Annotated in this window: 16 protein-coding genes and 1 tRNA gene; 9 read left to right on the top strand and 8 right to left on the bottom strand. The window is 39.9% G+C overall.

Translation table 11 applies throughout. The features are described from left to right. The first annotated feature begins 98 nt into the window (after positions 1–98). A complete protein-coding gene (locus tag AC21OG_RS11390) occupies positions 99–2381 on the top strand; it encodes an NADP-dependent malic enzyme (RefSeq protein WP_486547818.1) in 2283 nt (760 codons plus the stop codon). 430 nt (positions 2382–2811) lie between these two features. On the opposite strand, the gene AC21OG_RS11395 is transcribed toward AC21OG_RS11390, so the two are convergent. Beyond that, entirely contained in the window at positions 2812–3495 is a 684-nt protein-coding gene (locus AC21OG_RS11395) for a BLUF domain-containing protein (protein ID WP_487376783.1), read from the bottom strand. A gap of 334 nt (positions 3496–3829) precedes the next feature. On the opposite strand from AC21OG_RS11395, the gene AC21OG_RS11400 reads away from it, so the two are divergent. Together AC21OG_RS11400 and AC21OG_RS11405 are read left to right on the top strand one after the other, a co-directional pair. Continuing rightward, complete coding sequence (locus AC21OG_RS11400) at positions 3830–5038, top strand: tRNA nucleotidyltransferase/poly(A) polymerase-related protein (protein ID WP_487376785.1); 1209 nt, start codon at positions 3830–3832, stop codon at positions 5036–5038. Positions 5039–5132: 94 nt separating this feature from the next. Continuing rightward, positions 5133–5209, top strand: a tRNA-Ile gene (locus tag AC21OG_RS11405). A 356-nt stretch (positions 5210–5565) separates the two neighbouring features. Here AC21OG_RS11405 and AC21OG_RS11410 read toward each other — a convergent pair. From AC21OG_RS11410 to potA, 6 genes are all read right to left on the bottom strand, one after another. Next, a complete protein-coding gene (locus AC21OG_RS11410) occupies positions 5566–7494 on the bottom strand; it encodes a protein kinase domain-containing protein (protein ID WP_487376787.1) in 1929 nt (642 codons plus the stop codon). Between the two features lie 324 nt (positions 7495–7818). Continuing rightward, complete coding sequence (locus AC21OG_RS11415) at positions 7819–10224, bottom strand: substrate-binding domain-containing protein (RefSeq protein WP_487376789.1); 2406 nt, start codon at positions 10222–10224, stop codon at positions 7819–7821. Between the two features lie 468 nt (positions 10225–10692). Next, positions 10693–11853, bottom strand: coding sequence for an ABC transporter substrate-binding protein (locus AC21OG_RS11420; protein WP_487376791.1), 1161 nt, complete (start codon positions 11851–11853; stop codon positions 10693–10695). A 9-nt stretch (positions 11854–11862) separates the two neighbouring features. Further along, positions 11863–12639 (bottom strand): spermidine/putrescine ABC transporter permease PotC, encoded by a 777-nt coding sequence (potC, locus tag AC21OG_RS11425; protein ID WP_487376793.1) that lies wholly within the window; start codon positions 12637–12639, stop codon positions 11863–11865. 10 nt (positions 12640–12649) lie between these two features. Next, positions 12650–13555: a spermidine/putrescine ABC transporter permease PotB gene (gene potB, locus AC21OG_RS11430; RefSeq protein ID WP_487376795.1), complete on the bottom strand. Its 906-nt coding sequence runs from the start codon at positions 13553–13555 to the stop codon at positions 12650–12652. Continuing rightward, on the bottom strand, positions 13548–14696 hold the full coding sequence (potA, locus tag AC21OG_RS11435; protein ID WP_487376843.1) for a spermidine/putrescine ABC transporter ATP-binding protein PotA: 1149 nt from the start codon (positions 14694–14696) through the stop codon (positions 13548–13550). Before potA ends, potB begins: the two co-directional genes overlap by 8 nt. 519 nt (positions 14697–15215) lie before the next feature. On the opposite strand from potA, the gene AC21OG_RS11440 reads away from it, so the two are divergent. Continuing rightward, positions 15216–16202 (top strand): glutathione S-transferase family protein, encoded by a 987-nt coding sequence (locus tag AC21OG_RS11440; protein WP_487376797.1) that lies wholly within the window; start codon positions 15216–15218, stop codon positions 16200–16202. Between the two features lie 517 nt (positions 16203–16719). Here AC21OG_RS11440 and nhaC read toward each other — a convergent pair. Beyond that, positions 16720–18180, bottom strand: a complete 1461-nt coding sequence (nhaC, locus tag AC21OG_RS11445; protein WP_487376798.1) for a Na+/H+ antiporter NhaC — start codon at positions 18178–18180, stop codon at positions 16720–16722. A gap of 591 nt (positions 18181–18771) precedes the next feature. Here nhaC and AC21OG_RS11450 point away from each other — a divergent pair. The 5 genes from AC21OG_RS11450 to AC21OG_RS11470 all read left to right on the top strand — a co-directional run bounded on the left by AC21OG_RS11450 (position 18772) and on the right by AC21OG_RS11470 (position 25649). Then, entirely contained in the window at positions 18772–19005 is a 234-nt protein-coding gene (locus tag AC21OG_RS11450) for a hypothetical protein (protein ID WP_487376800.1), read from the top strand. Between the two features lie 295 nt (positions 19006–19300). Beyond that, a complete protein-coding gene (locus AC21OG_RS11455; protein ID WP_487376802.1) occupies positions 19301–20773 on the top strand; it encodes an aminoacyl-histidine dipeptidase in 1473 nt (490 codons plus the stop codon). A gap of 315 nt (positions 20774–21088) precedes the next feature. Then, entirely contained in the window at positions 21089–21967 is an 879-nt protein-coding gene (locus AC21OG_RS11460; RefSeq protein WP_487376804.1) for a mechanosensitive ion channel family protein, read from the top strand. Between the two features lie 220 nt (positions 21968–22187). Next, positions 22188–23318, top strand: a complete 1131-nt coding sequence (locus tag AC21OG_RS11465) for an S-(hydroxymethyl)glutathione dehydrogenase/class III alcohol dehydrogenase (protein WP_487376845.1) — start codon at positions 22188–22190, stop codon at positions 23316–23318. An 849-nt stretch (positions 23319–24167) separates the two neighbouring features. Further along, positions 24168–25649, top strand: a complete 1482-nt coding sequence (locus AC21OG_RS11470) for a peptidase U32 family protein (RefSeq protein ID WP_487376846.1) — start codon at positions 24168–24170, stop codon at positions 25647–25649. Positions 25650–26091: the final 442 nt, after the last annotated feature.

The following is a 26091-nucleotide window of genomic DNA, read 5'->3' on the forward strand; positions in this document are numbered from 1 at the left end:
CCGTTTGCGGAATTCCTTTTTCAAATGATTATTGGTTTTTAAACATGAGCGATAACACTTCAAACACCACATCTACAGATTCAAATAGTATCAATGCGATGAATCAAGAGCAATTTGAGCAGTCCGCATTGCATTACCACGAGCACCCTATACCTGGTAAGATCTCTGTCACGCCTACTAAGCAAATTGCAAACCAGCATGACTTAGCCCTGGCTTATTCGCCAGGTGTTGCCGTTCCCTGTTTAGAAATTCAAAAAGATCCTAAACTGGCTGCTAAATATACGGCACGTAGTAATCTTGTTGGTGTCATTACCAATGGTACAGCGGTATTGGGTTTAGGTAATATAGGGCCACTAGCCTCTAAGCCTGTCATGGAAGGTAAAGGGGTTTTATTCAAGAAATTTGCAGGGATTGATGTATTTGATATTGAAGTGGCTCAGAATGATCCAGATAAGTTTATCGAAGCCGTTGCCGCGCTTGAGCCTACCTTTGGCGGTATTAACCTAGAAGATATCAAAGCACCGGAATGTTTTAAAATTGAGCGTGAATTGCGCGAACGCATGAATATTCCAGTCTTTCATGATGACCAACACGGTACTTCGATTATCGTTGGTGCGGCTCTTATTAATGCATTGCAATTAGTCGATAAGTCTATTGAAGATATCAAAGTCGTCTGTTCAGGCGCTGGTGCAGCAGCTATCTCTTGCTTAGATCTCATCTGCGCCTTAGGGGTTCAGAAATCAAATATCTATATGTCCGACTCTCGCGGTATCGTCACCACGAAGCGTGAAAACTTAGATGAAAGTAAACAGCGCTATGCACGTGATACTGAAGCAACTAGTTTAAACGATGTCATTGATGGCGCCGATATGTTCTTGGGTCTATCTATGCCAGGCATATTAACTGCAGATATGGTCAAGCGCATGGCGCGAGATCCGATCATTTTTGCCTTAGCAAATCCCACCCCTGAGATTATGCCTGAAATTGCTCATTCTGTTCGCAGTGATGTGATCATGGCAACAGGTCGCTCAGATTATCCTAATCAGGTCAACAATGCCTTATGCTTCCCTTATATCTTCCGTGGTGCACTGGATGTCGGCGCGACGACTATTAATGAAGAAATGAAAATTGCTTGTGTGTATGCTATTGCTGCTATGGCACACGTTGAAGCGACACCACTGCAAGGTCAAAAATATATTGATACTAGCAAGACATTTGGCAGAAATTATCTAATACCTGGTCCACTTGAACCTAACCTCATTATTGAAATTGCCTCAGCCGTTGCTAAAGCGGCGATGGACAGTGGTGTTGCCACACTACCTATTGAGGACTTTGACGCTTATCGCCAGAAGTTATCTGCCTTTGTCTATAACTCTGCCTTTGTTATGAAACCTTTGTTTGCACGTGCTAAAGAAGATCCAAAACGTATCGTGTACTGTGAAGGTGAGGATCCAGATATACTACGCGCTGTTCAGGTAGTGGTAGACGAAGGATTGGCTTATCCAATATTAGTGGGTCGCCCCGCGATAATTGAGTCACAAATTAATGCCCTTAGCTTGCGTCTAAAAGACGGTGAAAACATCGAGATCGTTAATCAAGATGACGATCCGCGTTACAAAGATTATTGGCAGTTCTATTACAAAAAGAATATGCGTAAAGGCGTCAGCATTGAGTTGGCTCGTCGTGATGTGCGCCGTAAAACCACCCTTATTGGCTCGTTATTGGTCGAAAAAGGCGATGCTGATGGTATGATTTGTGGTACGTTCAGTCATTATCATTTGCATCTAGACTATGTTCGTAGAGTGATTGGAAAACTTGAGAATGTTTCAGACTTTTACTCAATGAACGCCATATTAATGCAAAACCGCAATTTATTCATTGCAGATACCTACATTCATGAAGACCCAACAGCTGAGCAGCTTGCCGAAATGACTGTGTTAGCGGTTCATCAAATGCGCCGCTTTGGCATCACTCCGCGTGTTGCCCTACTATCGCATTCTAATTTTGGTAGCTCTGACCGCGATAGCGCAGTAAAAATGCGTAAGGTTTATGAATTACTCACTGATATGAATGTCGACTTTGAATTTGATGGTGAAATGCATGGTGATGCAGCGCTTGATAATCGCATTCGTGCGCATGACTTCCCGCATAGCGTGTTACAAGGTCCCGCCAATTTATTAATCATGCCAACTCTCGACGCTGCGAATATTGCCTTTAACTTAGTTAAAACGGCCACAGGTAGTGCGTCTATCGGACCTATCCTGCTTGGAGCGAATAAGCCTGTACATATTTTGACGCCTTCGGCAACTGCTCGCCGTGTGGTGAATATGACCGCACTAGCAGTCACTGAAGCTCAAGATATTGATGCGAATAACAGCTAAGACTCTCCCAAGCGCTAATTCATCCTTTTCATAAACCGTACCATCATTTTAATGAAGATACGGTTGACATAAAAAGCCAGCATTTGCTGGCTTTTTTCTGCATAATTCATTTCTGCATAATTCATTTCTGCATAATTCATTTCTGCATAACTACTTTCTGCATAACTACGTCATAAAATTAAGATCTTAGACCAACGCTAGCTCTAAACCAAATTAGGTCGATAAGTCCGAGCGTAATTCATAAAAAGCAACCATTACTCCATTCTTAACTTTTAACGTAGGCTGTGGCTTTAGCCCAGCATTTTTGATTAAAGGTTTTGATTTGATGGGCTAAAAGCACCAGCCTACAATGAGTTTAAATAAGTTGAGAACAGGGTAACCATTAGAATCTGTAAAACTGATTTAGATAGGTTGTTTTATGTATAAGGTATTATTTTGTCAATCCTGGCAGACTCAAAACACCGACGTCGCTAAAGGAGTGCCTTAAACCTATTATTATTAATACGAGTACTATTACCAGCATAAAACCATGTAATATCATAGAGTCAAAAAGAGAAGTGATTGCGGGCTGTGTATCTCTTATTACATTGTAAAGATCTTCCTCAGAGTCATCATATTTATTTGACTCTTCGAACCTTTGCATAGAGTCTATAAAGTATTCAATATACCAGTCTGACCAACTGAGCGGTTTAAGTGGTAAAAATTGCTGTATTTCATTACAATGAGAACGCTGAGGGGAATGCTGAAAGCTTGGATGATCAAGATTCAAACAGCGCATACACCAAGTACTAAATTTATAGTTATCAATAGCTTGCAGTAAGATAACTTTAAGCTGTTTATGACGTTTATCTTTAAAGATTTTGGACATTAAAATTAGTACGACTTTTTTTTCACCTTCTAGACACTGAAAAAAATAGTTATGGTCATTGCATAACAACCCTTTAATATTATTTCTTTTATTATAATCTTCCGCACTTTTTTGTATTTGTTGAAATAAATTTGGATCTGATCTGCCTTTTTTGCTAATTTTACTTGAATACACCAGTCTAATTAAATCGTTATCTTTAAGATTAGCTACGGAGCTTTCTAAGTCTTTAAAATCTGAAATGATCACAAGTATTAACTCCTTGCTGCTAATTTATAATCAGGGTAGTTAATAGGATGGTTAATAGGGTAGTTTATAGGGTGGTAAGTAGGAATTTAAGTCATAACGATCATGAGTCTAATAAATCGCTTATTAATTATTCAAAGACATCTTTATTTAAAAAATACTGACCTTTAGTAATGTATTATAACAAATATCATCATCAGCAATACATTAAATAAATTTAGTACACATTGAATTTTACTAATGAAAACTGTAATGATTCAAATATTTAATAATAATTAATGATATATTTTATACCGTGATCATCTGTCGATTAGACATCTATATTTTAAGGAGCATAATGCACGTTTATATAGTAGGTGGCGCTGTTCGTGACAAGCTTTTGCAACGACCTATTACGGACAAAGACTTTGTAGTCGTAGGAGCTACTCCAGAAGATATGATAGCCGCTGGCTTTCTTCAGGTTGGAAGTGATTTTCCTGTCTTTTTACATCCAAAAACCAGAGCAGAGTATGCCTTAGCTCGAACTGAACGTAAGTCTGGCAAAGGTTATAAAGGCTTTGAAGTATATGCATCACCTGAAGTCACTTTAGAACAGGATTTATTACGACGTGACTTAACCATTAATGCCATGGCGATTGAAGTTAAAGGACTGGAGAATGACACCCCCATTACTGGAGAAGTCATAGATCCTTATGGCGGACAACGAGACATCAAAGATAAGATGCTTCGCCACGTTTCAGAAGCCTTTTGCGAAGATCCTTTAAGAGTACTACGTATTGCTCGATTTTATGGGCGATTTTATGAACCCTCTTCTAATCATAACTTTAGTATTGCACCTGATACCTTAAAGCTCATTCAAACCATTAATAAAAACGACGAGCTTCAGCATTTAACGGCAGAGCGAGTATGGCAAGAGACAAGTCGCGCATTCATGCAACCCTCGCCTCAAGCTTTCCTTGACTGTTTAATACAGATAGGCTCCCTACCCTATATCATGCCAAACCTGGCTTCTGCTTTAACTGAAGCGCCAGTAAAACAGGGTGTGTTTAAAGCATTACAACTATCAGGACAGATGAGCTTAGCCTTGCATCAGCGTTGGGCTATTTTGATGGTTAGTTTTGCAAATTATCTATTTAATGACTTTGATAATAAGGCAGTATCTTCTGACATCTTAACGGTAGATGAAACTTGGTCTAAAGACTTAAGGCAACTGGGTATAAGTTTAAAAGTACCTAAGAAAATGACTCAATTTGCCAATGCCTATGCGGAGAATTATCCCTCTTTGTATCTTTACCCTCATAGTTCAGCTGAGTCAATCGCTACCTTAATCGCACATACGAAAGCGGATAAAGCATCTAATGATCTCTTAGAATTAATGCAAGTTCACAAGGTTATTGAACTGGCTTGCCAGCAACTTCAATTTGAACGATATATTCAAGCTTATAACAGTGTTACTATCAATGACATTAATAGTGAATTAACGGGAAAAGCAATTGGGGATGCTTTGGCTGTAGAAAGAATCCGCTCTATTGAGAAAATCATGTAATTTATTCGAGATTTTTTAGCACCTTATGCTTGCAAATTTAAAAAATTCAGGTATTATAATGCGTCTAATTAAGCACTTTGATCGCTTATTATTAGGGCCCATAGCTCAGTTGGTTAGAGCAGAGGACTCATAATCCTTTGGTCGTAGGTTCAAGTCCTACTGGGCCCACCATATTTCTAATACTGATAGACACTGCTAGACATTAAAGGCTTACCGTTATATTCGGTAAGCCTTTTTTTTATTTAGGTTGTTCTCTTTTTAGGATTCTAGATAACTCATAGAGCGTCTAGGCAATCCAATGGTAGTACTACGTTAGTAAGCTTGATGAGATGTATAAATTATTGCTCAGTAAACATAATTTATAAAAGCATATGGGAGAATGACATCCTCATAAAGGATACTATCCGCCTACCCCTACATACGCTTTGTTCACAAATTAATATACTTTTCTATAAAACTACGTTTTCACTGGTAATAGTGTTACCAATCATTATTATTCAAAGGCAGTGTCTTTCATTTACTGGTTATCAATCTTCGCAAGATGTAAAGGAGCCTGACTTATTAATACAGATTGGCGTCCCGGTGGATGTATTACTGACCCACGCCTTACCCCGCTTGAAAACAAAAGGTTGAACCCCGCGATAACTGCCACGACTTGTTCGATCTACTGATGACTCGCTAAATTTAAGCGGAATAGCAATCTTACCTGTAGTATTAACAAATCCCCAACTGTTGCCTTGACGAACTCCTGCCATCCCTTCAGAAAATGCCATGACCTGATTGAACATGAACGGCGTCAAAGGTTCTCCGTCTAGATTAACAAAGCCCCATTTACCTTCTCTCAGTTCTGGTACCCAAGGACCTTTATTGCTTGAAACGTTAGTAGACTGCTTAACATTTGACGCACTATTCTGGCGAGTAGATGCAGAAACATTACTGCTTTTATTATTAGGAACATTTGTCTTTTTCGCCACCCCTTCATTTGCTGCAGTTTTATTTGATTCTGTATTGTTATTATCTTTTTTAGACACTCTATTGTTTTGGGTTTCCATTCTCGCAACAGCTTTCGCTTCAGCTTCTTTAGCTTGAGCCTTCGCTTTCTCTATTTCAGCCCGTTTTTTTTCGTCCGCTAACTTTTTGGCTTCAGCTAACTTTCTCTTATCAGCAATGGTATCACCTTCAGGTTTGGTTTCATTTTCTGAGTCAAGTGCTTCATTATCTTCAGCGATGTCCGATTCCTTGCTCTGAGATTCTTCTTGATCAACTATAGCAGCCTCTGGCAAGACGTCTTCCTGACTCATATTAATATCATTGTCAGTCGTTAACTTTGAATCTGATAAAGCGGATTGATCAGATTCAATTCGTGTACCCTTATCGATGGTTTTCGAATTATTTGAAGTCTCTGAAGATTGCTCTGAACTTAAAGAGTCCTTAGAGGGAGATTGGTTAAAATAAGCGACAGATGATAAAATTAAGCCTCCAATTAAAACTAAACCTATCCCCCCTAACCACACCTTATTATTGGAAGATTGCTCATTTATTTGTGGAGTAGGATCTGGCGAAGCAGGTGACGATATATTGACGCCAAATAAAGCATGTTGAGTTTCTTCAACAGATTGATACCTCTCTGACGCTTTAAACGCTAAATTTTTATCGATAACGTCCAATAGATTATCAGGGTATGTTTCTTTGATTGCTTTAATATCTGATAGAGGCAGTATTGGCATACCATTGGATCTTTCTATAGCATCTGCAATTGTTTTACCTGTGATAGCTTGGTACATACATGCAGATAAGCTATAGAGATCAGAGCTTTCATTATACTGAGGTAAGCCTTGGCAAGTCTCTATAGGGGCATAAGGCTCGGTTGATACCTCCTCTAAATATTTATATTTTAAACCTATGAGTTGCTTCGCAGCCCCAAAATTAATCAGAACGGGGGCATTATCTTCAGTGATTATAATATTTGAAGGGGTTATATTTAGATGTAGAAGTCCTTTACTATGGCTATACTTTAACGCTTTTAATAGTGGATAAAAGATTGTTTCAACAGCTTGAGAACTTGGATAGTGATGACTTTCCATCCAATCTTCTAAAGTTGTACTCCCAAGATAAGGCATAACATAATAAAGGGTACCATTTGCCTCAATAAGCTCTGTCACCTTTATAATATTTGGATGGTCAATCTCATTTAATAATTGTGCCTCTTCCTTGAATCTTTTCAAGCCCCATCCGAATGACTCAATGTCAGAGCCATTTCCGATGACAGCTATTGAATCAGTGTCTCTTAAAGCAGTCTTAGGGTAATATTCTCTAATAGTATGAAGTTTATTCGAACCATTAAAGCTTACGAGATAAGTAATACTTATTGAATCATTACCTAACTTATCAAGTATTTTGTATTTATCTTGAATTAAATAGCCTGTTGGCAACCCTTGTATATTTTCTATCGACATTTATTTTTTCCACTTGCTGAAGACAAGACCCCTTAATGAATATAGGCTTGACATTTGTAGGCTAAATTGATTTAAATTTTATAATACTTGAAGCAAACTATTTAAATAAATTAAATTAAGTATTAAAAAATTTTCTACCCTATTATAGTGAAAATTGTCACACATGTGAAATATTTCTAGTTAAACTAATTATTACTCTTTTGTTGGCTGGTGCTTTTAGACCAGCGAATCAATTCTTTAATCAAAAATGTTGGGCTAAAGCCACAACCTACCTTAAGAGTTGAGAATGGGGTACAAAAAACATTTTATCCAATTATGAAAGTATCAACACTTAGGCATATCAGGAAATTTAAGCGTTTGATTGGAAGGTAGCGTCCATAATTCTACACGGCGGTTTTTATCGCGTCCTAAGTCGGTAGAGTTATCACCGACTGGTGCTTGTGCTCCCATACCCTGTACAATATCTGCTTTAACACCGTATTTTTCGAGTTCTCTTGCTACTATAGCGGCACGATCCACTGCAATTTGATTATTAATACACTCTCTACCTTTATTATCAGTAAACCCGACCAATGCAAATTTCACATTAGTACCTTCCACCCTCGTTTGATTTAAACGCTCAACAACCCTTCTTAATGACTGTTTTGCCTTGTTATCAAGCTCACTGCTGCCAGAAGAGAATCTAAAATTGGTGTCCATGCGTTTGCCTGACTGACACAGTGTTTTATAACCCGCGTTATTACTGTCGTCACATCGTTCTTGGCTCACTTTTACCAAGTCAGGCATAACATCAATAAATCCAACGTTACGAACTATTGTTTGCCCCTCTTTGGATAAGGTGAAATTCGCCAAATGGCGTGCTGCTGAATCAGCCTTTTTGGGGAGGTATAGATACAAGCGTCTTGATAGAGGATAGTCTTCCGTTGAAATGGTGAATGAGGTTGGCAACAGTGCTATAGAGTCTGCGCTGGCTGCTATGGCTAATGCTTTTGCGCTATTAATATAAGGCAGACCTATGTAACCAATCGCGCCTGCGTCATTGCTGACAGTATCCGACAGCTGCGCACTATCTTCAAAGGCGGTGGCCTTAGCGCCTTTTTCAGTTTTCATAACGAGACTATCAAAGGTATCACGCGTACCTGATTTCTCATCACGAATGTAAAGGTTTATTGGCTGGTCATCTCCACCGACTTGAGACCAATTCGTTATTCTTCCTGTGAAAATATCTGTTAATTGACCAATGGTAAGGGATTTTATTGGGTTAGATTGACTGACAATAACGGCAATACCATCAAGTCCAATGACAATCTCTTGAGCATCACTGGTCATGTTACCGAGCCCAGCATCAGCTAGCTGCTTAACTTCTTCTGCCTTAATTTGTCTAGAACTCATTGCGAGCTGAGCCTGCTGATTGAGTAATGCAGTAATACCTGTACTTGAGCCATGACTCCCTAAGTCAATGGCATGTTTATCGCCATCTTCACCAATATAGATGAACTTTTTATCCTCTAAGCCAATCGAGGCAAAACCAAGTGGTGATGAATTATTGTTTTGATAATAAGTCTCTAATAACTTAGGCATCAATACAGACCCAATAGTATTCGATCCTTGAATATTCATTACCGCCTTGATATTACGATAGTCATTTGGGTCCAACTTAGGTGTGGAGATACTATCTGAACTTGACGACTGGCTACTTAATCCCCCACTCGAACTATTGCTGTTAAACATAGACATGCCAGCGTAAATTAAACCCGCGATACCAATCAGAGCCAAAATACCGATCAGACTTTTTTTGAGAAGTGGCGATTGATTGCTGATGTTGACTACTTTAGAGGGAGCTGATCTAGAAGGGTTAACTCCTAACAATCCATGTTGAAACTCTTCAACGGATTGATTTCTATCACTGGATTTAAAAGCTAAATTTCTGTCTATCGTGGTAAGTAGGTTTTTAGGATATTTAGATTTGATGGCCTCAATATCCGTTAAAGGTAGCAAGGGCAAACCTTTAGATCTATCAATAGCTTCTGGTATCTTTTGACCAGTGATGGCTTGATACATACAAGCAGCAATACTGTATAGATCAGTGCTAGCACTAAGGTTGGTAGTATTGGTGTATAGCTCGATAGGCGCATAAGGCGCAGTTAAAGCCGTGTCTAAAGATTTGGTTTTGGTTGTAAAACCGAACCTTGCATTGGCAAAGTTTGTCAGTATCGGAGTGTCATCTTCAGAAAATACAATGTTCTCTGGTTGGATATCAGTATGCAATAGACCCTTTTGATGAACACCGTTTAACCCCTCCAAAATTGGGTAAAAGACATCTTCAATCTTCTGAGCGCTAGGATATGGGTTGTCTTGCATCCAGTCCTTTAAGGTATAATTACTTACATAGGGCATAACGACATATGCAGTGCCATTATCTTTAAAGATAGCTTCAACTTTAACAATGTTGGGATGACTAATGTCTGCTAATAGCAAACCTTCTTCGTAAAAAGTATTTAGACCTTTATCAAAGTTAATATCTGAAGAATCAGGTTTATTAATCACTCGGTTTTGATCATCTCTCAAGGTAGAGGTGGGAAAAAACTCTTTAATGGTACACTGGCTATTAAATTTAATATTTTCAGCTAAATATGAAATACTATAACTATCCGAACCTAGTGTTTTTAAGATTTTATAGTTTTTATTTAATATAGTACCGGTATCAAGTGTGCGAAGAGTTGTTTTCAAAGTGATTAATCCATTATTAATATTATAGTCAAAGAACTTTAAAGTAGTCACAAGGCAACCGAGTTCAAGTATTACTGGAGTAGGCTTAACGAGTTTAACACCATGACTCTTTATAAGTATGCCGACTATATTTAGTTTAAAAAGAATCTCATTTAGATCTTTCACTTAAATAAATTATTTAATTTAGTCATTAATTTATTTAACTATTCCGAATATTATAAATAAAATAATTTAATGATGTTTGATGTTTTTGATTTAATTTACAAAAAATTTTAAATTAACTTTACTTAAATAACCAATATTAAAGTTTGGCATATGACTATCTTCCCTATTTGATGGTTACTGGATAAGAATTTAATAAAAAAAAGATAGTATTAGCAGATACTAATACTATCTTTTGTTATTAAAACTATTTAAAAAACATTAAGATCAAACCAAATAAAAGGTTGGCTTATTGAATAACCTTAATTACATATCCACTTTAAGTTTGTCCCAATACGTTTGATACAATGCCATAGTAGCGTCACCAACATCTTGACGAAATAAAGCATGACCGAGTTGCTCTTCTGGTGGATAAATAATGGGATTGTTTGCAGTCTCCTCGGGCATGAGTGCTATAGCAGACTTATTGGGTGTACCGTAGCCAATCTCTTCACTAATAACTGCAGCATTTTCTGGACGCAGTATAAAATCGATAAAGGCATATGCATTTTCAAGGTTCTTGGCATTTTTTGGAATGGCCATATTATCCATCCACATAATAGCCCCTTCTTTTGGATAGACGAAATCCAGCTCAGGCATTCCCTGATCTTGAGCCATGATGACCTCTCCATTCCACGCCAGCCCCAAATAAGTCTCCCCTTCCATAAACGGCATACGTGGTGCGTCAGAATTAAAGGTACGAACATTCGGCATCAATTTTGAAAGCTTCTCATAAGCCGCTTTAATATGATTTGGGTCTTGAGTGCTAGGTGGGAATCCTAAGGTTAATAGCCCCATGGTAAAGACATCACGTAAGTCATTCATAAGCATGACGCGGCCTTCATATTCAGGTCGCCATAGATCATCCCATGAGGTTATACCTGATTTATCAATACGCTGTGTATTGACCGCAATACCTGATGATCCCCATAAATAAGGAACACTAAATTTATTACTTGGATCAAACTCTGCATCTAAAAAAGTTGGGTTTAAATGCTTAAAATTTGATAATTTACTATGATCAATCGTCTCTAGTAAATTCTCTTTTCGCATCTTATCGACGAAGTCAGTCCCGGGGAATATGACATCATAGTTGCCACTTCCATTAGTCAGTTTAAGCTTGGCATACATGGCCTCATTCGAGTCAAAGGTACTATAAATGACATCAATACCGGTCTCCGCCGTAAACGCTTTAAGTACACTGTCAGAGATGTACTCAGTCCAGTTATAAACGTTGACCACATTTTTACCTACTGTATTACTCGTAGAGGACTGAGTGGTATTTTCAGTGTCAACATCTGAAGCATCACCATCTGAGGCTGAGTTGCGACGCTGGCAAGCCGTCAAACTCATGCTGGATAAGGCTAAAAGTCCTACACCTGACATGCCCAAAAAACGTCTGCGTGAATACCCGTTATTTAATGACATATGCGCTCCTTAACGTTTTTTGAGTAACAATAATTGTGAAATAACCAGACCAATTAACGAGACTGCCAATAAGATAGTGCCCACCGCATTGACTTCAGGCTTGACCCCTACCCGAACCATAGAGTAGATCTGTAATGGCAAAATCTCGAAGCTTGCCCCTGTATTAAAGGTAGATACCACCACATCATCAAGCGACAACGTAAACGCCAATACCCAGCCTGCCATCACTGCAGGCAGGATAATCGGTACCAGTACAGTACGGATCATAGTAAATTCACTGGCTCCAAGATCACGGGCGGCTTCAAGCACACTATTATCTAAGCTGCTTAATCTAGCTGAAACGGTAATCACCACAAAGGGCAGACAAAAGGTAATGTGTGCCAATAACAAGGTAACAAAGCCAAGCTCGATACCAATGATTAAAAACAGCGCCAATAATGAAATCGCCAACACAATCTCAGGCGACATCATTAGCACAAACAACAAGCTTTGTAAGACGCTTTTGCCCTTAAAGTCATAACGCTGAAACGACAAAGCTGTCAATCCGCCAATCACTGTTGTCACTGTTGCGGCAACCACCGCCAATAATACAGAATTAATCGCAGCCTGAATCATGGCTTCATTATTAAACAGCTCATGATACCAATTAAAACTAAAACCGCCCCAGTGATAACCGACTTTGGAGGCGTTAAACGAGAACACCACCATCACCAAGATAGGTGCAAACATCACCAAATAAATCAGGGTTAAATAGAGGCGTGCCAGCCATTTAAATAAACCACTCATACCCTACTCCCTAAGTCACTTCGTGATGGTCAGTTTTGCCGATACGCTTACTACTGGCGTAATAAGCGGCTATCAATATCGCCATGGTCAGTGTTAATAACACACTGGCAGCGGCACCAAATGGCCAATCGCGCGCATCTAAGAACTGCGACTTGATGATGTTTCCCACCAGTAAGTTACGTGAGCCGCCCAAGATATCAGCAACATAGAACATGCCCATCGCAGGCAGTAATACTAGCAGCACGCCCGAGATAATACCCGGTGTGGTCAATGGCAAGATAATATGCCAAAAGGTTTGATATTTATTGGCACCCAAGTCCTTTGATGCTAGGACAATATCCTCACGCAAATCAGTAAATACGGCATATAACGGCAATACCATAAACGGGAATAACAAATATACTAGCCCGCCAATTACTGCTTTCTGGGTATATAAAATTTGCAATGGCTCATCAATAAGTCCCATGCCAATTAATGCAGTACTTAACAGGCCGTTAGCGGCGACAATCAGCTTTACCGCATACAGACGTACCAAAGAGTTGGTCCAAAATGGAATGATTAATAGCAGCATCAAAAACGACTGCCATCGTTTGGAGGCACGGCTAATTAACCAGGCAAATGGATAGCCTAATATTAAACAAATAATAGTGGTAATGGCTGCCATGCTAAGCGAATGCAAAAACACTTTGACATACAGAGGGTCTACAAAGCGTAGATAGCTATCCAACGTCAAAGGCAGTGCTAAAAAGGTATCGTCATCACGGGTCAGAAAACTTGCCAGCACCACCAAGATATTAGGAATTAATGCAAAAATAATCAGCCATGCCCATATCACAAACAGGGTGACGCGCTGAAAGGTACGTCCACTATTTTTGTTATTGACTACCGAGGGGGTTGGTAAGGTTGATTTATTCATCAGGCAATATCCACTCCCAGCCGTCGACCCAGTCTACTCTGACTTCTTGGCCAAGCTTATAGTTGAAGTTCGGGTCATCTTCATTAAAATACTCAGAGGCTTTAATCTTATTGCCGTTTTGCAGCTCAATCACCGAATCAAGGGTACTGCCTTTATACGCACTGTCAATCACGTGTCCGACTAGACCATCATAGCCTTCGTTTAAATAGTAGACTCGGATATCTTCTGGGCGTAATAACAGGTTAATACTCTGCCCCACTTGCACCTCAAACTTCGGACGTGGCAAATCTCGTATCGGATGAAAACCCTCTTTTTGTTCGATAACTTCAACCTTAATACGGCTCTCATTCACCTCAAGTACACGCGCTTTGAATAAGTTGGTCTCGCCAATAAAGTTTGCGGTAAATAAGTTCGCCGGACTCTCATAAATACGAATGGGTGAATCGATTTGCTGGAACTCACCCGCTTTCATTACCGCAATTCTATCTGACATCGATAGCGCTTCTTCTTGATCGTGGGTTACGAACACAAAGGTAATGCCAAGCTCACGTTGCATTCTTTTTAACTCAGACTGCATTTGTACCCTCATCTTGGCATCTAGCGCTGATAATGGCTCATCGAGTAATAGCATCTTTGGACGATTTACCACGGCCCGAGCAATAGCGATACGCTGCTGCTGACCCCCAGATAAATCTTGCGCCCGTCGATTGATAGTGTGCTCAAGCTGCACCATCGCCAATGCTTCTTGCACCCGCGTCTTAATTTCAGCTTTCGGTACTTTTTTTAATTTTAAACCATAGGCAATGTTGTCAAACACATTCATATGTGGGAACAACGCATATTGTTGAAATACGGTATTGATAGGGCGCTTTTCAGCGGGTAATCTGGTGATATCGACACCATCTAACGCCATCGTGCCACTATCTGGCATCTCAAAACCGCCAATTAAACGTAATAAGGTGGTTTTACCACAGCCGGATGGACCCAATAAGGTTAGAAACTCACCATCGTAAATATCAAGATCAATACTCTTTAAAATTTGAGTACTGTCATACGTTTTGCTAATACTGCGAATGCGTAGCAATGATTTCTTTTCATCAATAACATCAGGTTTATTTGCGACAGATGAAACGGGAGACATTGAGGGGGATTGTAGCGTCATAGGGTCAGTCTCGTATCATGGGAAGGATGACGTAAAGCGCTATCCTACATGACCTGTTTTAAAAATCCAATAGTTAACCCTGTAATAAATTGCTTAGGACTGACGAAAATAACTGTATTAGGCTTTTAAAGGCAATTAGGTATTATTTATTAACCGTTTGACCCCTCCTTTGAGGCCGTCCAAACAGACAGACAGTCAAATAAATAATCCTCAGTTGATGTAAAGTTAAATTCAACTCAAGGCCTATTGGTGACAGATGAAATCTGTAAAACTTCCTATTTAATTAGCACCTAAATAATAGTGACAAATGTTCTTATAACTAGAACAATTAATTGCCATAACTTCTGTTTATTGTTACACAGTCAATCGTTACCATTGATATTACACAGATTTAAAGATCCTTTTTTAGAGATTATACATTCAACGATCAAACATTTAATGATCAAACATTCAGTGATAAACATCCACTTAAAGTTAATACAATAAATGGAGTAATTTATGGGTTTATTAATCGACGGTAAATGGCACGACCAGTGGTACGATACTGAAGCAACCGGTGGTCGCTTTCAGCGTGATATCGCTAGATTTAGAAACTGGGTAACCGCAGATGGCAGTGCGGGCCCGTCAGGTAGTGAAGGCTTTAAAGCAGAAGCAGATCGCTACCATTTATACGTGTCTCTAGCCTGTCCTTGGGCACACCGCACTCTAATATATCGTAAGCTTAAAGGTCTAGAGGATTTAATATCAGTTTCGGTGGTGAATCCTTATATGCACGAACATGGTTGGACCTTTAAAGAGGACAAAGGCGTTATTCCTGATCCTATTCACAACGCCAACTACATGCATGAAATCTACACCGCGGCCAAGTCAGACTATTCAGGTCGCGTGACAGTGCCTGTACTGTGGGATAAAAAGCAGAACACCATCGTCAGTAATGAGTCTTCTGAAATTATCCGTATGTTTAACTCAGCGTTTGATGAAGTGGGCGCTAATAAAGACGTTAACTTCTTACCCCATGACCTACGTGCTGAAATTGATGACTTTAATGACTTTATCTACCCAAACATCAATAATGGAGTGTATAAGTCAGGCTTTGCCACCACTCAAGAAGCTTATGACGAAGCAGTGATCAGCTTATTTAAGGCGTTGGATAAACTAGAGGAAACGTTAGCCAGTAAACGCTACTTAACAGGGGATACTATCACGGAAGCAGATTGGCGCTTATTCACTACGCTTGTACGCTTTGACCCTGTCTATGTCGGTCACTTTAAATGTAATATTAGACGCATCGTAGACTACCCTAACCTATGGGGCTATTTGCGTGACTTATATCAAGTACCCGGCGTTGCGGAAACAGTAGATATGTATCATATCAAAACCCACTACTATGGCAGTCACGATACTATCAATCCAACGTTAATTGTGCCGCGTGGACCAGAGATAGACTTTATGACCCCGCATGGTCGTGAGTCCTTATCTGCTTAGTTTGGTTTAGGGGTTCGGTTATTGGTTCTATTAATTCAATTGAGCCTCGGTTGAGCCTAAATTAAACCGAACCCTTGAAATAAAAACCCAGTTGCAGCTTTATAAGCCAACTGGGTTTTATAGTTTTGATAGATAAAAAAGTTAGGACTAACCCATAATGAGTTAGGTGTAACTTGTGATATGAGGTGTAGCGTGTGGTGTAGCGAAGCGAAACCCACGGCTCAATGATGAATAATAGATAGACCGCTTAATAGTACTATTTTCAAATGTTATCTTATTTAAGTTATCTTACTTTAAGTTGTTTTATTTAAGTCATTTTAATTTTACCGATAATCTTACTCTGGGGTAAATCTTAAAACTATTCGCTATAAATGAAGCCAGTTAAAATACGTCTTTTAACTGGCTTGTGATCTATAAAATCATACTGTGCCATTAAGTTTAGCAGGATGTATGACTCGTTATGCGTCTCATCCCCCTGTTTTTTTGCTTTAGTTTTTGCTTTGTTTTTTAAAGCGTATTAACGGGCATCTGGATGCACTAAGTTCTCCATCGCCTCGACGCGTTGCGGCTCTTCACGTGGAATGAACTTATTAAGAACTAGCCATAGCAAACCAATCAGCGGTGAAATCCAACACACAAAGGCATACGGCGCATATGTAAGCGTCGCTGCGCCCAACGTTGCTGCGACATAGCTACCACCCATATTCCAAGGAATAAGGGGCGATAATAAAGTACCAGCGTCCTCAATGGAACGGGTCAAGGTGGTTCGATTAAAGCCCATCTGCTTGTATTTGTCTTTCATTAAACGGCCCGGTAACACAAGCGTCGTATAAACATCACCGATGAGAGTACCCACCCCTATTACGATGGCATAGGTGGACCCTACCAAACCAAATCTGGTTTTCACTATTTTGTTGAGCTTCGCCATGATGGCTTTTAGAGTGCCATAGTGCTCAAGAGAACCGACAAAGGCGAGTGCAAAAATAGTCAACGTCACCACCCACGTCATCGACATGACGCCGCCTTTGGTCAGTAATTGATCAACGGTCTCTATGCCCGTTTTACTAATATAACCATCTTGCAATACTGTAAAGATGTCATGTACACCGACCCCTTGTAAAAAGAAAGCGATGAGTGACGACACAAACACCCCTATCAATACAGTGGGAATGGCTGGAAATTTCATGACTGCGGCACCAATAACCACCAGTGCTGGCAAGAGCGTTATGACACTAATATTGTAGTTGGCCGAAAGCGTGGCCTGCATCTGCCTCACTGATGACATATCTACTGAGTCAGAGCTATAGCCACTGCCTATCCAAGCATATAAACCCAGTGCAATCACCAGCGCTGGCAAGGTAGTCGGTAATAATCCCTTGATATGCTCCCAGATATCTATTCCTGCTGCCGCTGGCGTTAAATTGGTGGTGTCTGAAAGTGGCGACATCTTATCACCAAAAAAAGCTCCTGATACAATCGCGCCACCCGTTAACTCAGGCGGTAAACCCAGCCCTACTCCGATACCCATCATTGCCAGACCGACTGTACCAACCGTACCCCATGAAGAGCCTGTCGCTATGGAAATAACTGCACAAATAATACAAACCGACACCAAAAAGGATGAAGGACTAAATATATCAAACCCGTAATACAAAATAGTCGGCACGGTACCCGCTATAATCCACGAGCCGACTAACATACCGACGCCCATCAAGATAATAATAGCGGGCAGGCCAACCTTAATCACTCTTAAAAATCGAGACTCCATACCCTCCCAGCTACGACCACGCGCCGCCATAAAAATAGCAGTAATCAAAATACCACAGGCTAACGGAATGTGAGGGGTGAAGTCTTTGAAGATGAAGAACTGCACCATCAATATCATGGCGGTGAGTACTAGGGGGGCAATATCTAATATAAAACTTGATGAGGCTCTATAGCCTTTTACCTCAGGATCATACGGCTTTTTTGGTTTCATAATCGATAGGTTCTCCTTGATGCGACATCTTATGACACTTAAAAGGTTTAGCCGGATCCATAGTCTATTAAATACAATAGCAACTTATGATTGAACGTTTAGCAACTATTAGTACCTATAAATCAACTCCTTATCTCTAATAGCGTATGCATCTAGCGGTTTTAATATTGGACAAATGTTTGGTTAAAAGAGTCATAAGGGTATAAAAATTTATGTAAGTTATCAAGTATTTTGAATGATTTGACGGTTTTAAAGTTTATGGATCGATGTTAAAGCTTTAGATAGTTGAAATTACAGGACATAAAAAAAACGCCCTCGAGAGGACGTTTTTTTGGGTTAGAGTATAAACTTATTAATTAGATGACTGTGATACCTTGTTCGATATTAACTGTATCACTATTACCTCCTTTTAATACCATTATTCACTAAAATCTTTTTTAGCCATATCCTAGTATCAATATGGAAATCTTGGGAAGTTTTATCTAGGATTGCAGAGGTATTATTTAAAAGACTTGTCAAAGAAATATGTAGCCAAATTTGCTACTATGTCGATGTCACTTAGGAGTACACGGTCACTTAGGAGTACACGACATGGTTAATAAATCCCTAGATCTTGATCAAAATAAAAAGAAACAACTGTTGCAATACTATCTACAAAAGCTAATAAAAGAGGACCCTACCCTTTATTATTCTTCAACGACTGAAATTGCGCGTGGTTTACACCTTATGGTAAAAGAGCATCTCAACAGAATGTCGGTAGAAGACCAAGCGTTGATGAAGAATCTTTCGGTGAGAGATATCGAAATGTTATTAAGTTTTCATTAAAGATCAGCGATTTATATATCGTTAATTCTAAACTCATATACTTTATTTTCACTATATAAAACGTCATTGACACACTATATGAGACTTTGTTAAATGGTGGTTTCTTAGTATTTTTTTAATTCAATTATGTGGTTACTCTTTTTGTGGTTGATGTGACAATTACAATTCTTAAAACCACACACCATTGAATAAAGATCTCTGATTTACCTAAAATATTTGCCTTTGTTATAACTATCTGGATTAATTCAAAACGATTAAATAATTTTGTCAATGCACGTTATAGTTGGAGTTCATTATGCCGTTATACCTTGATCAAGCCCTGTCTCAATCTGAACCTAAACTAAAGCCTATTGAGTTGTGGCACTACTTTTCAACCTTGACTAACATTCCCCGTCCGTCATTTGAAGAGGATGAAGTGCAGCAGTTTGTTTTAGATTTTGCAGAAGAATTAGGACTTTGGGCGGAGCGTGATGAGGTGGGCAACGTCTTAGTACGAAAACCTGCGACAAAAGGCATGGAGAATGCACCGGGTGTCATTCTACAAAACCATCTAGATATGGTGGCACAAAAAAATGAAGACAGTGAACATGACTTTAGCACTGATCCTATTATTACCTATCTTGATGATGCCTGGGTAACAGCAGACGGAACGACCCTCGGTGCGGATAATGGTATTGGAGTGGCTGCGGCCTTGGCAGTATTAACATCTGATGATATTGCTCATGGACCTTTAGAGGCCTTATTTACTGCCACTGAAGAGACGGGGATGGTGGGTGCCAAAGGGCTGCAGGCAGGTTGGCTTAATGGAGAGTTACTGCTAAATCTTGATACCGAAGAGTTAGGCGATATTTGTATCGGCTGTGCAGGCGGTGTCGACGCCACCTTTACCCTACCAATTCAATGGGAAGCAACGAGTAACAAACAAGCTTATAAGTTAAGTGTAAAAGGCCTTAAAGGCGGTCATTCAGGGATTGATATTATCAAACAACGAGGGAACGCTGCGTTAATCGTTGCCAGACTTTTGGACAGCGTATCAAGCGCCATTCAGGTGGCTGAGATTAACGCCGGTAATTTACGTAATGCCATCCCCCGTGAAGGATTTGCAGTATTTACCAGTGACGTAGAGGCTACCGAAATTAGCGGTCAGATTCTTGCTGAAGTTGATATCATACGCCGTGGTTTACCTCCTGAAGACAGAGCCTTTACCGTTAACATTGAAGCGACTGAGTTACCAAGCCAAGTTTGGAATTCAAAGACGCAAACCAATATTTTAACGGTGCTACGTTTGTGTCCAAATGGTGTGGATCGCATGAGCATGGACACTCAAGGTGTGGTAGAAACCTCGGTTAACCTTGCTAAAATTGATACTCAAGTGGATCAGCTTGAAATTCAAAACTTGCTGCGCTCGTTGGATGATGGGGCACGCGATGACTTGGCTAATAGAATGATACGCTTGTTTGAATCTTTTGGAGCGACCTCTCATTTAGACGGAGAATATCCGGGTTGGAAGCCTGCCCCACAGTCGCCGCTGACCGATACTGTCATAAACCAAGGTCGCAAAGTACTGGGCGTCGAGCCTAATGTCACGGTTATTCACGCCGGCTTGGAGTGTGGTCTATTAGGGCACAATTATCCAAATTGGCAGATGGTATCGTTTGGTCCAACTATTCAAATGCCGCATTCGCCTGATGAACGAGTCAATATTGAAAGCGTCGAGAAGTTTTGGCAATGGTTAGTCCAGGTGTTGGGGTCATTAAAGTCTGCTTAACATCTAACAATGGTCTTCACTGATCTGTCATTGATATTTAATAGAGCTTAACCGAACATAAAACTCTCTTATAAATTATAACTTTTGCTATCATATTTCTTGTATCTGACCTATTCAAACAGGTTTACCTTTCAAAATGGGGCTAACTTTGTATTAGCCTCTTTTTTTTAAGCTTATACCCAGTTTTTTAAGCTTAAACCCTGTTGCAAAATTTTAATCAACCATACGTCTTAGTTTTATATTCACTTTTAATTTTATCATCCTTGAACTTTAAAATAGTCATCCTTAAATTTTAAAACAGTAGAGACATAAGCTATGGATTTTTTAGGCTTTACCTTCGATATTAATACGCTCACCGAGAATGCCTTTCAAATTATTGTTCGACTTATTTTAGCAATACTAATCTTTGTCATCGGTCGCTGGGTTGCAAAAAAGATTGTCAACGTTACCCACGGTGTCATGAGCCGCAGTCATTTGGAAGAAACCGCAGCAAGCTTCTTAAGTCGACTGCTCTATGGCGTCTTGCTAGTGATTGTCATCCTCGCCGCTTTAAATCAAGTCGGCATACATACGACCTCTATTGTGGCAATCTTGGGGGGTGCCGCTTTAGCCATTGGTCTCGCTTTAAAAGATCAATTATCAAACTTTGCCGCTGGTATATTGATTGTCATATTCCGACCTTTCGTACGTGGGGACTATGTTCAAATTAGCAGCTATACCGGTACCGTCACTGATATTACCTTAATTAATACTCACATCACCACCATCAACAACCACGATGTGGTCATCCCCAACAGTGATATTAGTACCTCCGCCATTGTCAATTACACGTCGTTACCAAACCGCCGAGTCGATATAACAGTTGGTATTGGTTACGATGCTAATATAAAGCAGGCCAAAGATGTCTTATTGGATACTGTCAAAAACAATCCTTTGGCCTTCAAGGATCCAGAACCTGTGGTAAGGGTTACTAACTTAGGCGATAACTCAGTCGACTTAACCTTAAATGTATGGTCATCTAATGAGGATTGGTGGGCGATGCAGTGTCAATTACTTGAAGACTTCAAAGTCGCTTTAGATAATAACAGTATTGATATTCCTTTCCCGCAGCGCAGTATTCACGTTTCTGGTTTGGATGACATCGTAAAAAAGTCTAGCGACACGAATGTATCGCTTAATTCATCCTCTAACTAATCTTCTTATTGAAGACACACGGAAATTAAAAATTTTAAACTCTTATAGGCGACTGAAGGTTATTCATAATCGTTTAGCTCTACCTTTCAAAGAGTTCAAATTAAAGGGATTAAATAAACGATGACAAGTCGTCACAAATACTAAATCTGTAACGCTCTATTATTAATTAACAAACATAAAATAAGCGAGAGAATCTATGTCTGATAAGTCTGATCAATTTATTAAATCTAAAGCAGCGGTGGCTTGGGGCCCTAATGAACCTCTAAAAATTGAAGAAGTAGATGTCATGCTGCCTCGTAAAGGGGAAGTTCTGGTCAAAATATTTGCCAGCGGCGTGTGTCATACCGATGCTTATACCCTATCGGGCGCAGACCCTGAAGGTGTTTTTCCCGCTATTTTAGGTCATGAAGGCGGCGGTATTGTAGTGCAAGTAGGCGAAGGGGTGACCAGTGTAGAAGTTGGTGATCATGTTATTCCGTTATACACAGCGGAGTGTGGTGTCTGCAAAATGTGCCGCTCTGGTAAGACCAATCTATGCTCTGCGGTACGTGAAACTCAAGGTAAAGGGCTTATGCCAGATGGCACTACCCGCTTTTATAAAGACGGCGAACCCATTTATCATTATATGGGCTGCTCAACGTTCTCAGAATATACGGTACTACCAGAGATTTCACTTGCCAAAGTCAATAAAGAAGCACCTCTTGAAGAGGTCTGTCTATTAGGCTGCGGCGTCACTACCGGTATGGGTGCCGTGATGAATACGGCAAAAGTTGAAGAAGGCGCCACAGTGGCAATCTTCGGTCTTGGCGGTATCGGACTATCTGCGGTCATCGGCGCTACGATGGCTAAAGCCCGTCGCATTATCGGTATCGATATTAATGAAAGCAAATTTGAATTGGCTAAAAAACTGGGTGCTACTGATTGCATTAACCCAAAAGACTATGACAAGCCCATTCAAGAGGTTATTGTCGAGCTGACCGATGGCGGTGTCGATTATTCCTTTGAATGTATTGGTAATGTCGATGTCATGCGCTCTGCTCTAGAATGCTGTCATAAAGGTTGGGGCGAGTCGATTATCATTGGTGTCGCAGGCGCCGGTGAAGAGATCTCCACTCGTCCGTTCCAACTGGTCACAGGCCGCGTCTGGAAAGGTTCCGCATTTGGCGGTGTGAAGGGTCGCAGTGAATTACCAGGCTACGTTGAACGTTATCTTGCTGGCGAAATTCCATTGCAAGACTTTATTACTCATACCATGCCACTTGAAGACATTAATGAGGCTTTTGAGTTAATGCATGAGGGTAAAAGCATTCGCAGTGTGATTCACTTTGATGCCCTTGAATCTGAGTCTTAAAACGGCTTAAGTAAAACAAATCATTTAACAAAATCACTCTACAATATTCAAAAGACCATTTTAAAAAAAGACCATTTGTACGTAACAAATGGTCTTTTTTTAATTTCCAATTTAGGTTAGCGATAGGTAATATACTTTAAAATGGTTATAAGGCAACCGAGCGCTACTACTAATGGGGGCTTAATGAGGCTAATGTGTCCAGTTGTCGCGTTCATGTATGTAGGTAACCGTATTCATAAGGTGACATTCAACTTGTACTTTAAGTGATTTATATTTAGTGCATTAAGTGCGGTGATTAAAGTCGCTATTCACCGCATATTATGCAGGGATTAATAGCTGTATTCAATGCAATTTGATTTGAAATCTAGTTTTTATTGCTTAGGCTCTATTATTTATTAAACTTACGTAAATAACGATATTTAAACACTTATAGGCGACTGAGGATCACTTATTAAACATCTGACTTTACCTCTCAGACAATGCAAATAGGTGATTACCAAGCCCACAAATTTTAATTCTGAGTAAGTCCAAATTTAATAACCCTCTGATTTATTGAAAGGCCTGTATACTCTATAATATGCCCGTCTTTATTATTTTAAAAACCAAACCTTAATCCCTTAGTCTAAGAATTACTTTTTAACATTAGGACCTAGTTGTTCTAAAAGCTGATTAACAGTCGCTAAATCACCCTCTTTAAGCAAAACCATCATTAAATGTTACTAACACAAAGGTAATGACATGACATCTTCTCATCAAAGCAATCAAGCCACATCGACCACTAAAGCATCAGATAAACCTCAAGAACCTCATAAGCCAGAGCTACTTTGCCCAGCGGGTACGTTTAAAAATATGCAATACGCTTTTGCTTACGGTGCTGATGCAGTCTATGCCGGTCAAGCTCGTTATAGTCTACGAGTACGTAATAATGATTTTGATGAAGAGAATTTACGCCGCGGTATCGATTATGCTCATAGCCTGGGCAAGAAGTTCTATGTGGTAGTCAATATTCAAGCTCATAACGCCAAGTTAAAGACCTTTATTGAAGACATTCGCCCCGTCGTTGAAATGCAACCTGATGCCTTGATTATGTCTGATGCGGGCATGATTATGATGGTGCGTGAACATTTCCCCGATATGGAAATCCATCTATCGGTGCAGGCCAATGCCGTAAACTGGGCAACCGTAAAGTTCTGGAAGCAAATGGGCGTTAGTCGTGTCATCGTCTCTCGTGAATTGTCTTTAAAAGAAATTAGCCAAATTATTGACGAAGTACCTGGTATGGAGATTGAGGTGTTCGTACACGGTGCCTTGTGCATGGCTTACTCTGGGCGTTGTTTATTATCAGGTTATATAAACAAACGTGATGCCAACCAAGGAACCTGTACCAATGCCTGCCGCTGGAATTACAACACGTATAAAGCACATGAAAATGAAGTCGGTGACATCGTTCCTATTAGCAAGGATCACGATGAACAACAAAGTCAAAATAAGCGCACCAGCAGTCAACCTCAGCAGTTTGATCCTCAGCAGTTTGATAATAGTCAGTCTAATTCTCAACAAACCAACACCGCACCATTTGAAACGATTAATCAACATGGCAATGGGGTTTTGAATACAGGGGTCTTAAATAATGAGGCTACCAAACATAAGGATACAAGCGAAGATTACGTACAGCAACCCAGCGATGAGGTGGTCTTATTAGAAGAGCAAAACCGCCCTGGTGAACTGATGGCCATGTATGAAGATGAGCATGGCACTTACATCATGAACTCTAAAGATTTGCGTGCCGTAGAGCTGGTACCCGAACTGACTCAAATGGGCGTTCACTCTTTAAAAATTGAAGGGCGTACTAAGTCGCATTACTACGTTGCTCGTACTGCACAAGTCTATCGCCAAGCCATTGATGACGCCGTCGCTGGCAAGCCATTTGATACGACATTAATCAGTGCATTAGATGGGCTTGCAAACCGAGGCTACACCGAAGGCTTCTTACGTCGCCACGTCCACAGTGAATATCAAAATTATGACTATGGGGCATCAAAAACGGATAGCCAGCAATTTGTCGCGGAAGTCATCGCTATTACCCCAGAAAAACTGACCCTAGACATTAAGAACAAGTTGGAAGTAGGCGACATCATTGAGATTATGACCCCAGCTGGCAACTTGACCTATACGCTCGAACAGATGTGGGACAAAAAAGGCAATGCCATCGAGGCGGCGCTAGGCTCAGGTTGGACCGCTCAAATTATCAATCCATTTAAAGATATCGATGCAAAACTACTAGAGTTCGCATTAATTATGAAAAACGTTAAGCAACCAATTTTCACGTAATCGCTAAACTATGGGCTGTATACGTATACAAAATCTAGATATTAACCAATCGAGTAAGACAAGCACAAGCACTACTAAGAGTAAGTTCAATGAGTCTGACCAAGACTATCGAGGATAGGTTATTTATAGAAAAGGTATTTATTATAAATTGATTTAAGACAGCTTACTTAAGAGCGAACTTTTATCGTTAAAGGGTTTAGTTGACGTTATAATAGAAACCAAACTTAACGATAGTCAAACACTTATGTCTAATTTGATAAGAATAATACTCCTAATTCTAGGGCTCGTCCTAGCTATAGATTGTACGCTGTTAATTGCTGCTGATAAAATTAACGTTGGTACCGTTGTGCCTTTTTTCATCGGGTTAATTTTTATCATCCATGCCCTATTTTGGAAACGTATATTATCCAGTATTCGAGCACATAAGGTCCTAGGTAGGATA

The sequence above is a fragment of the Psychrobacter sp. CX5 genome (assembly GCF_057621535.2).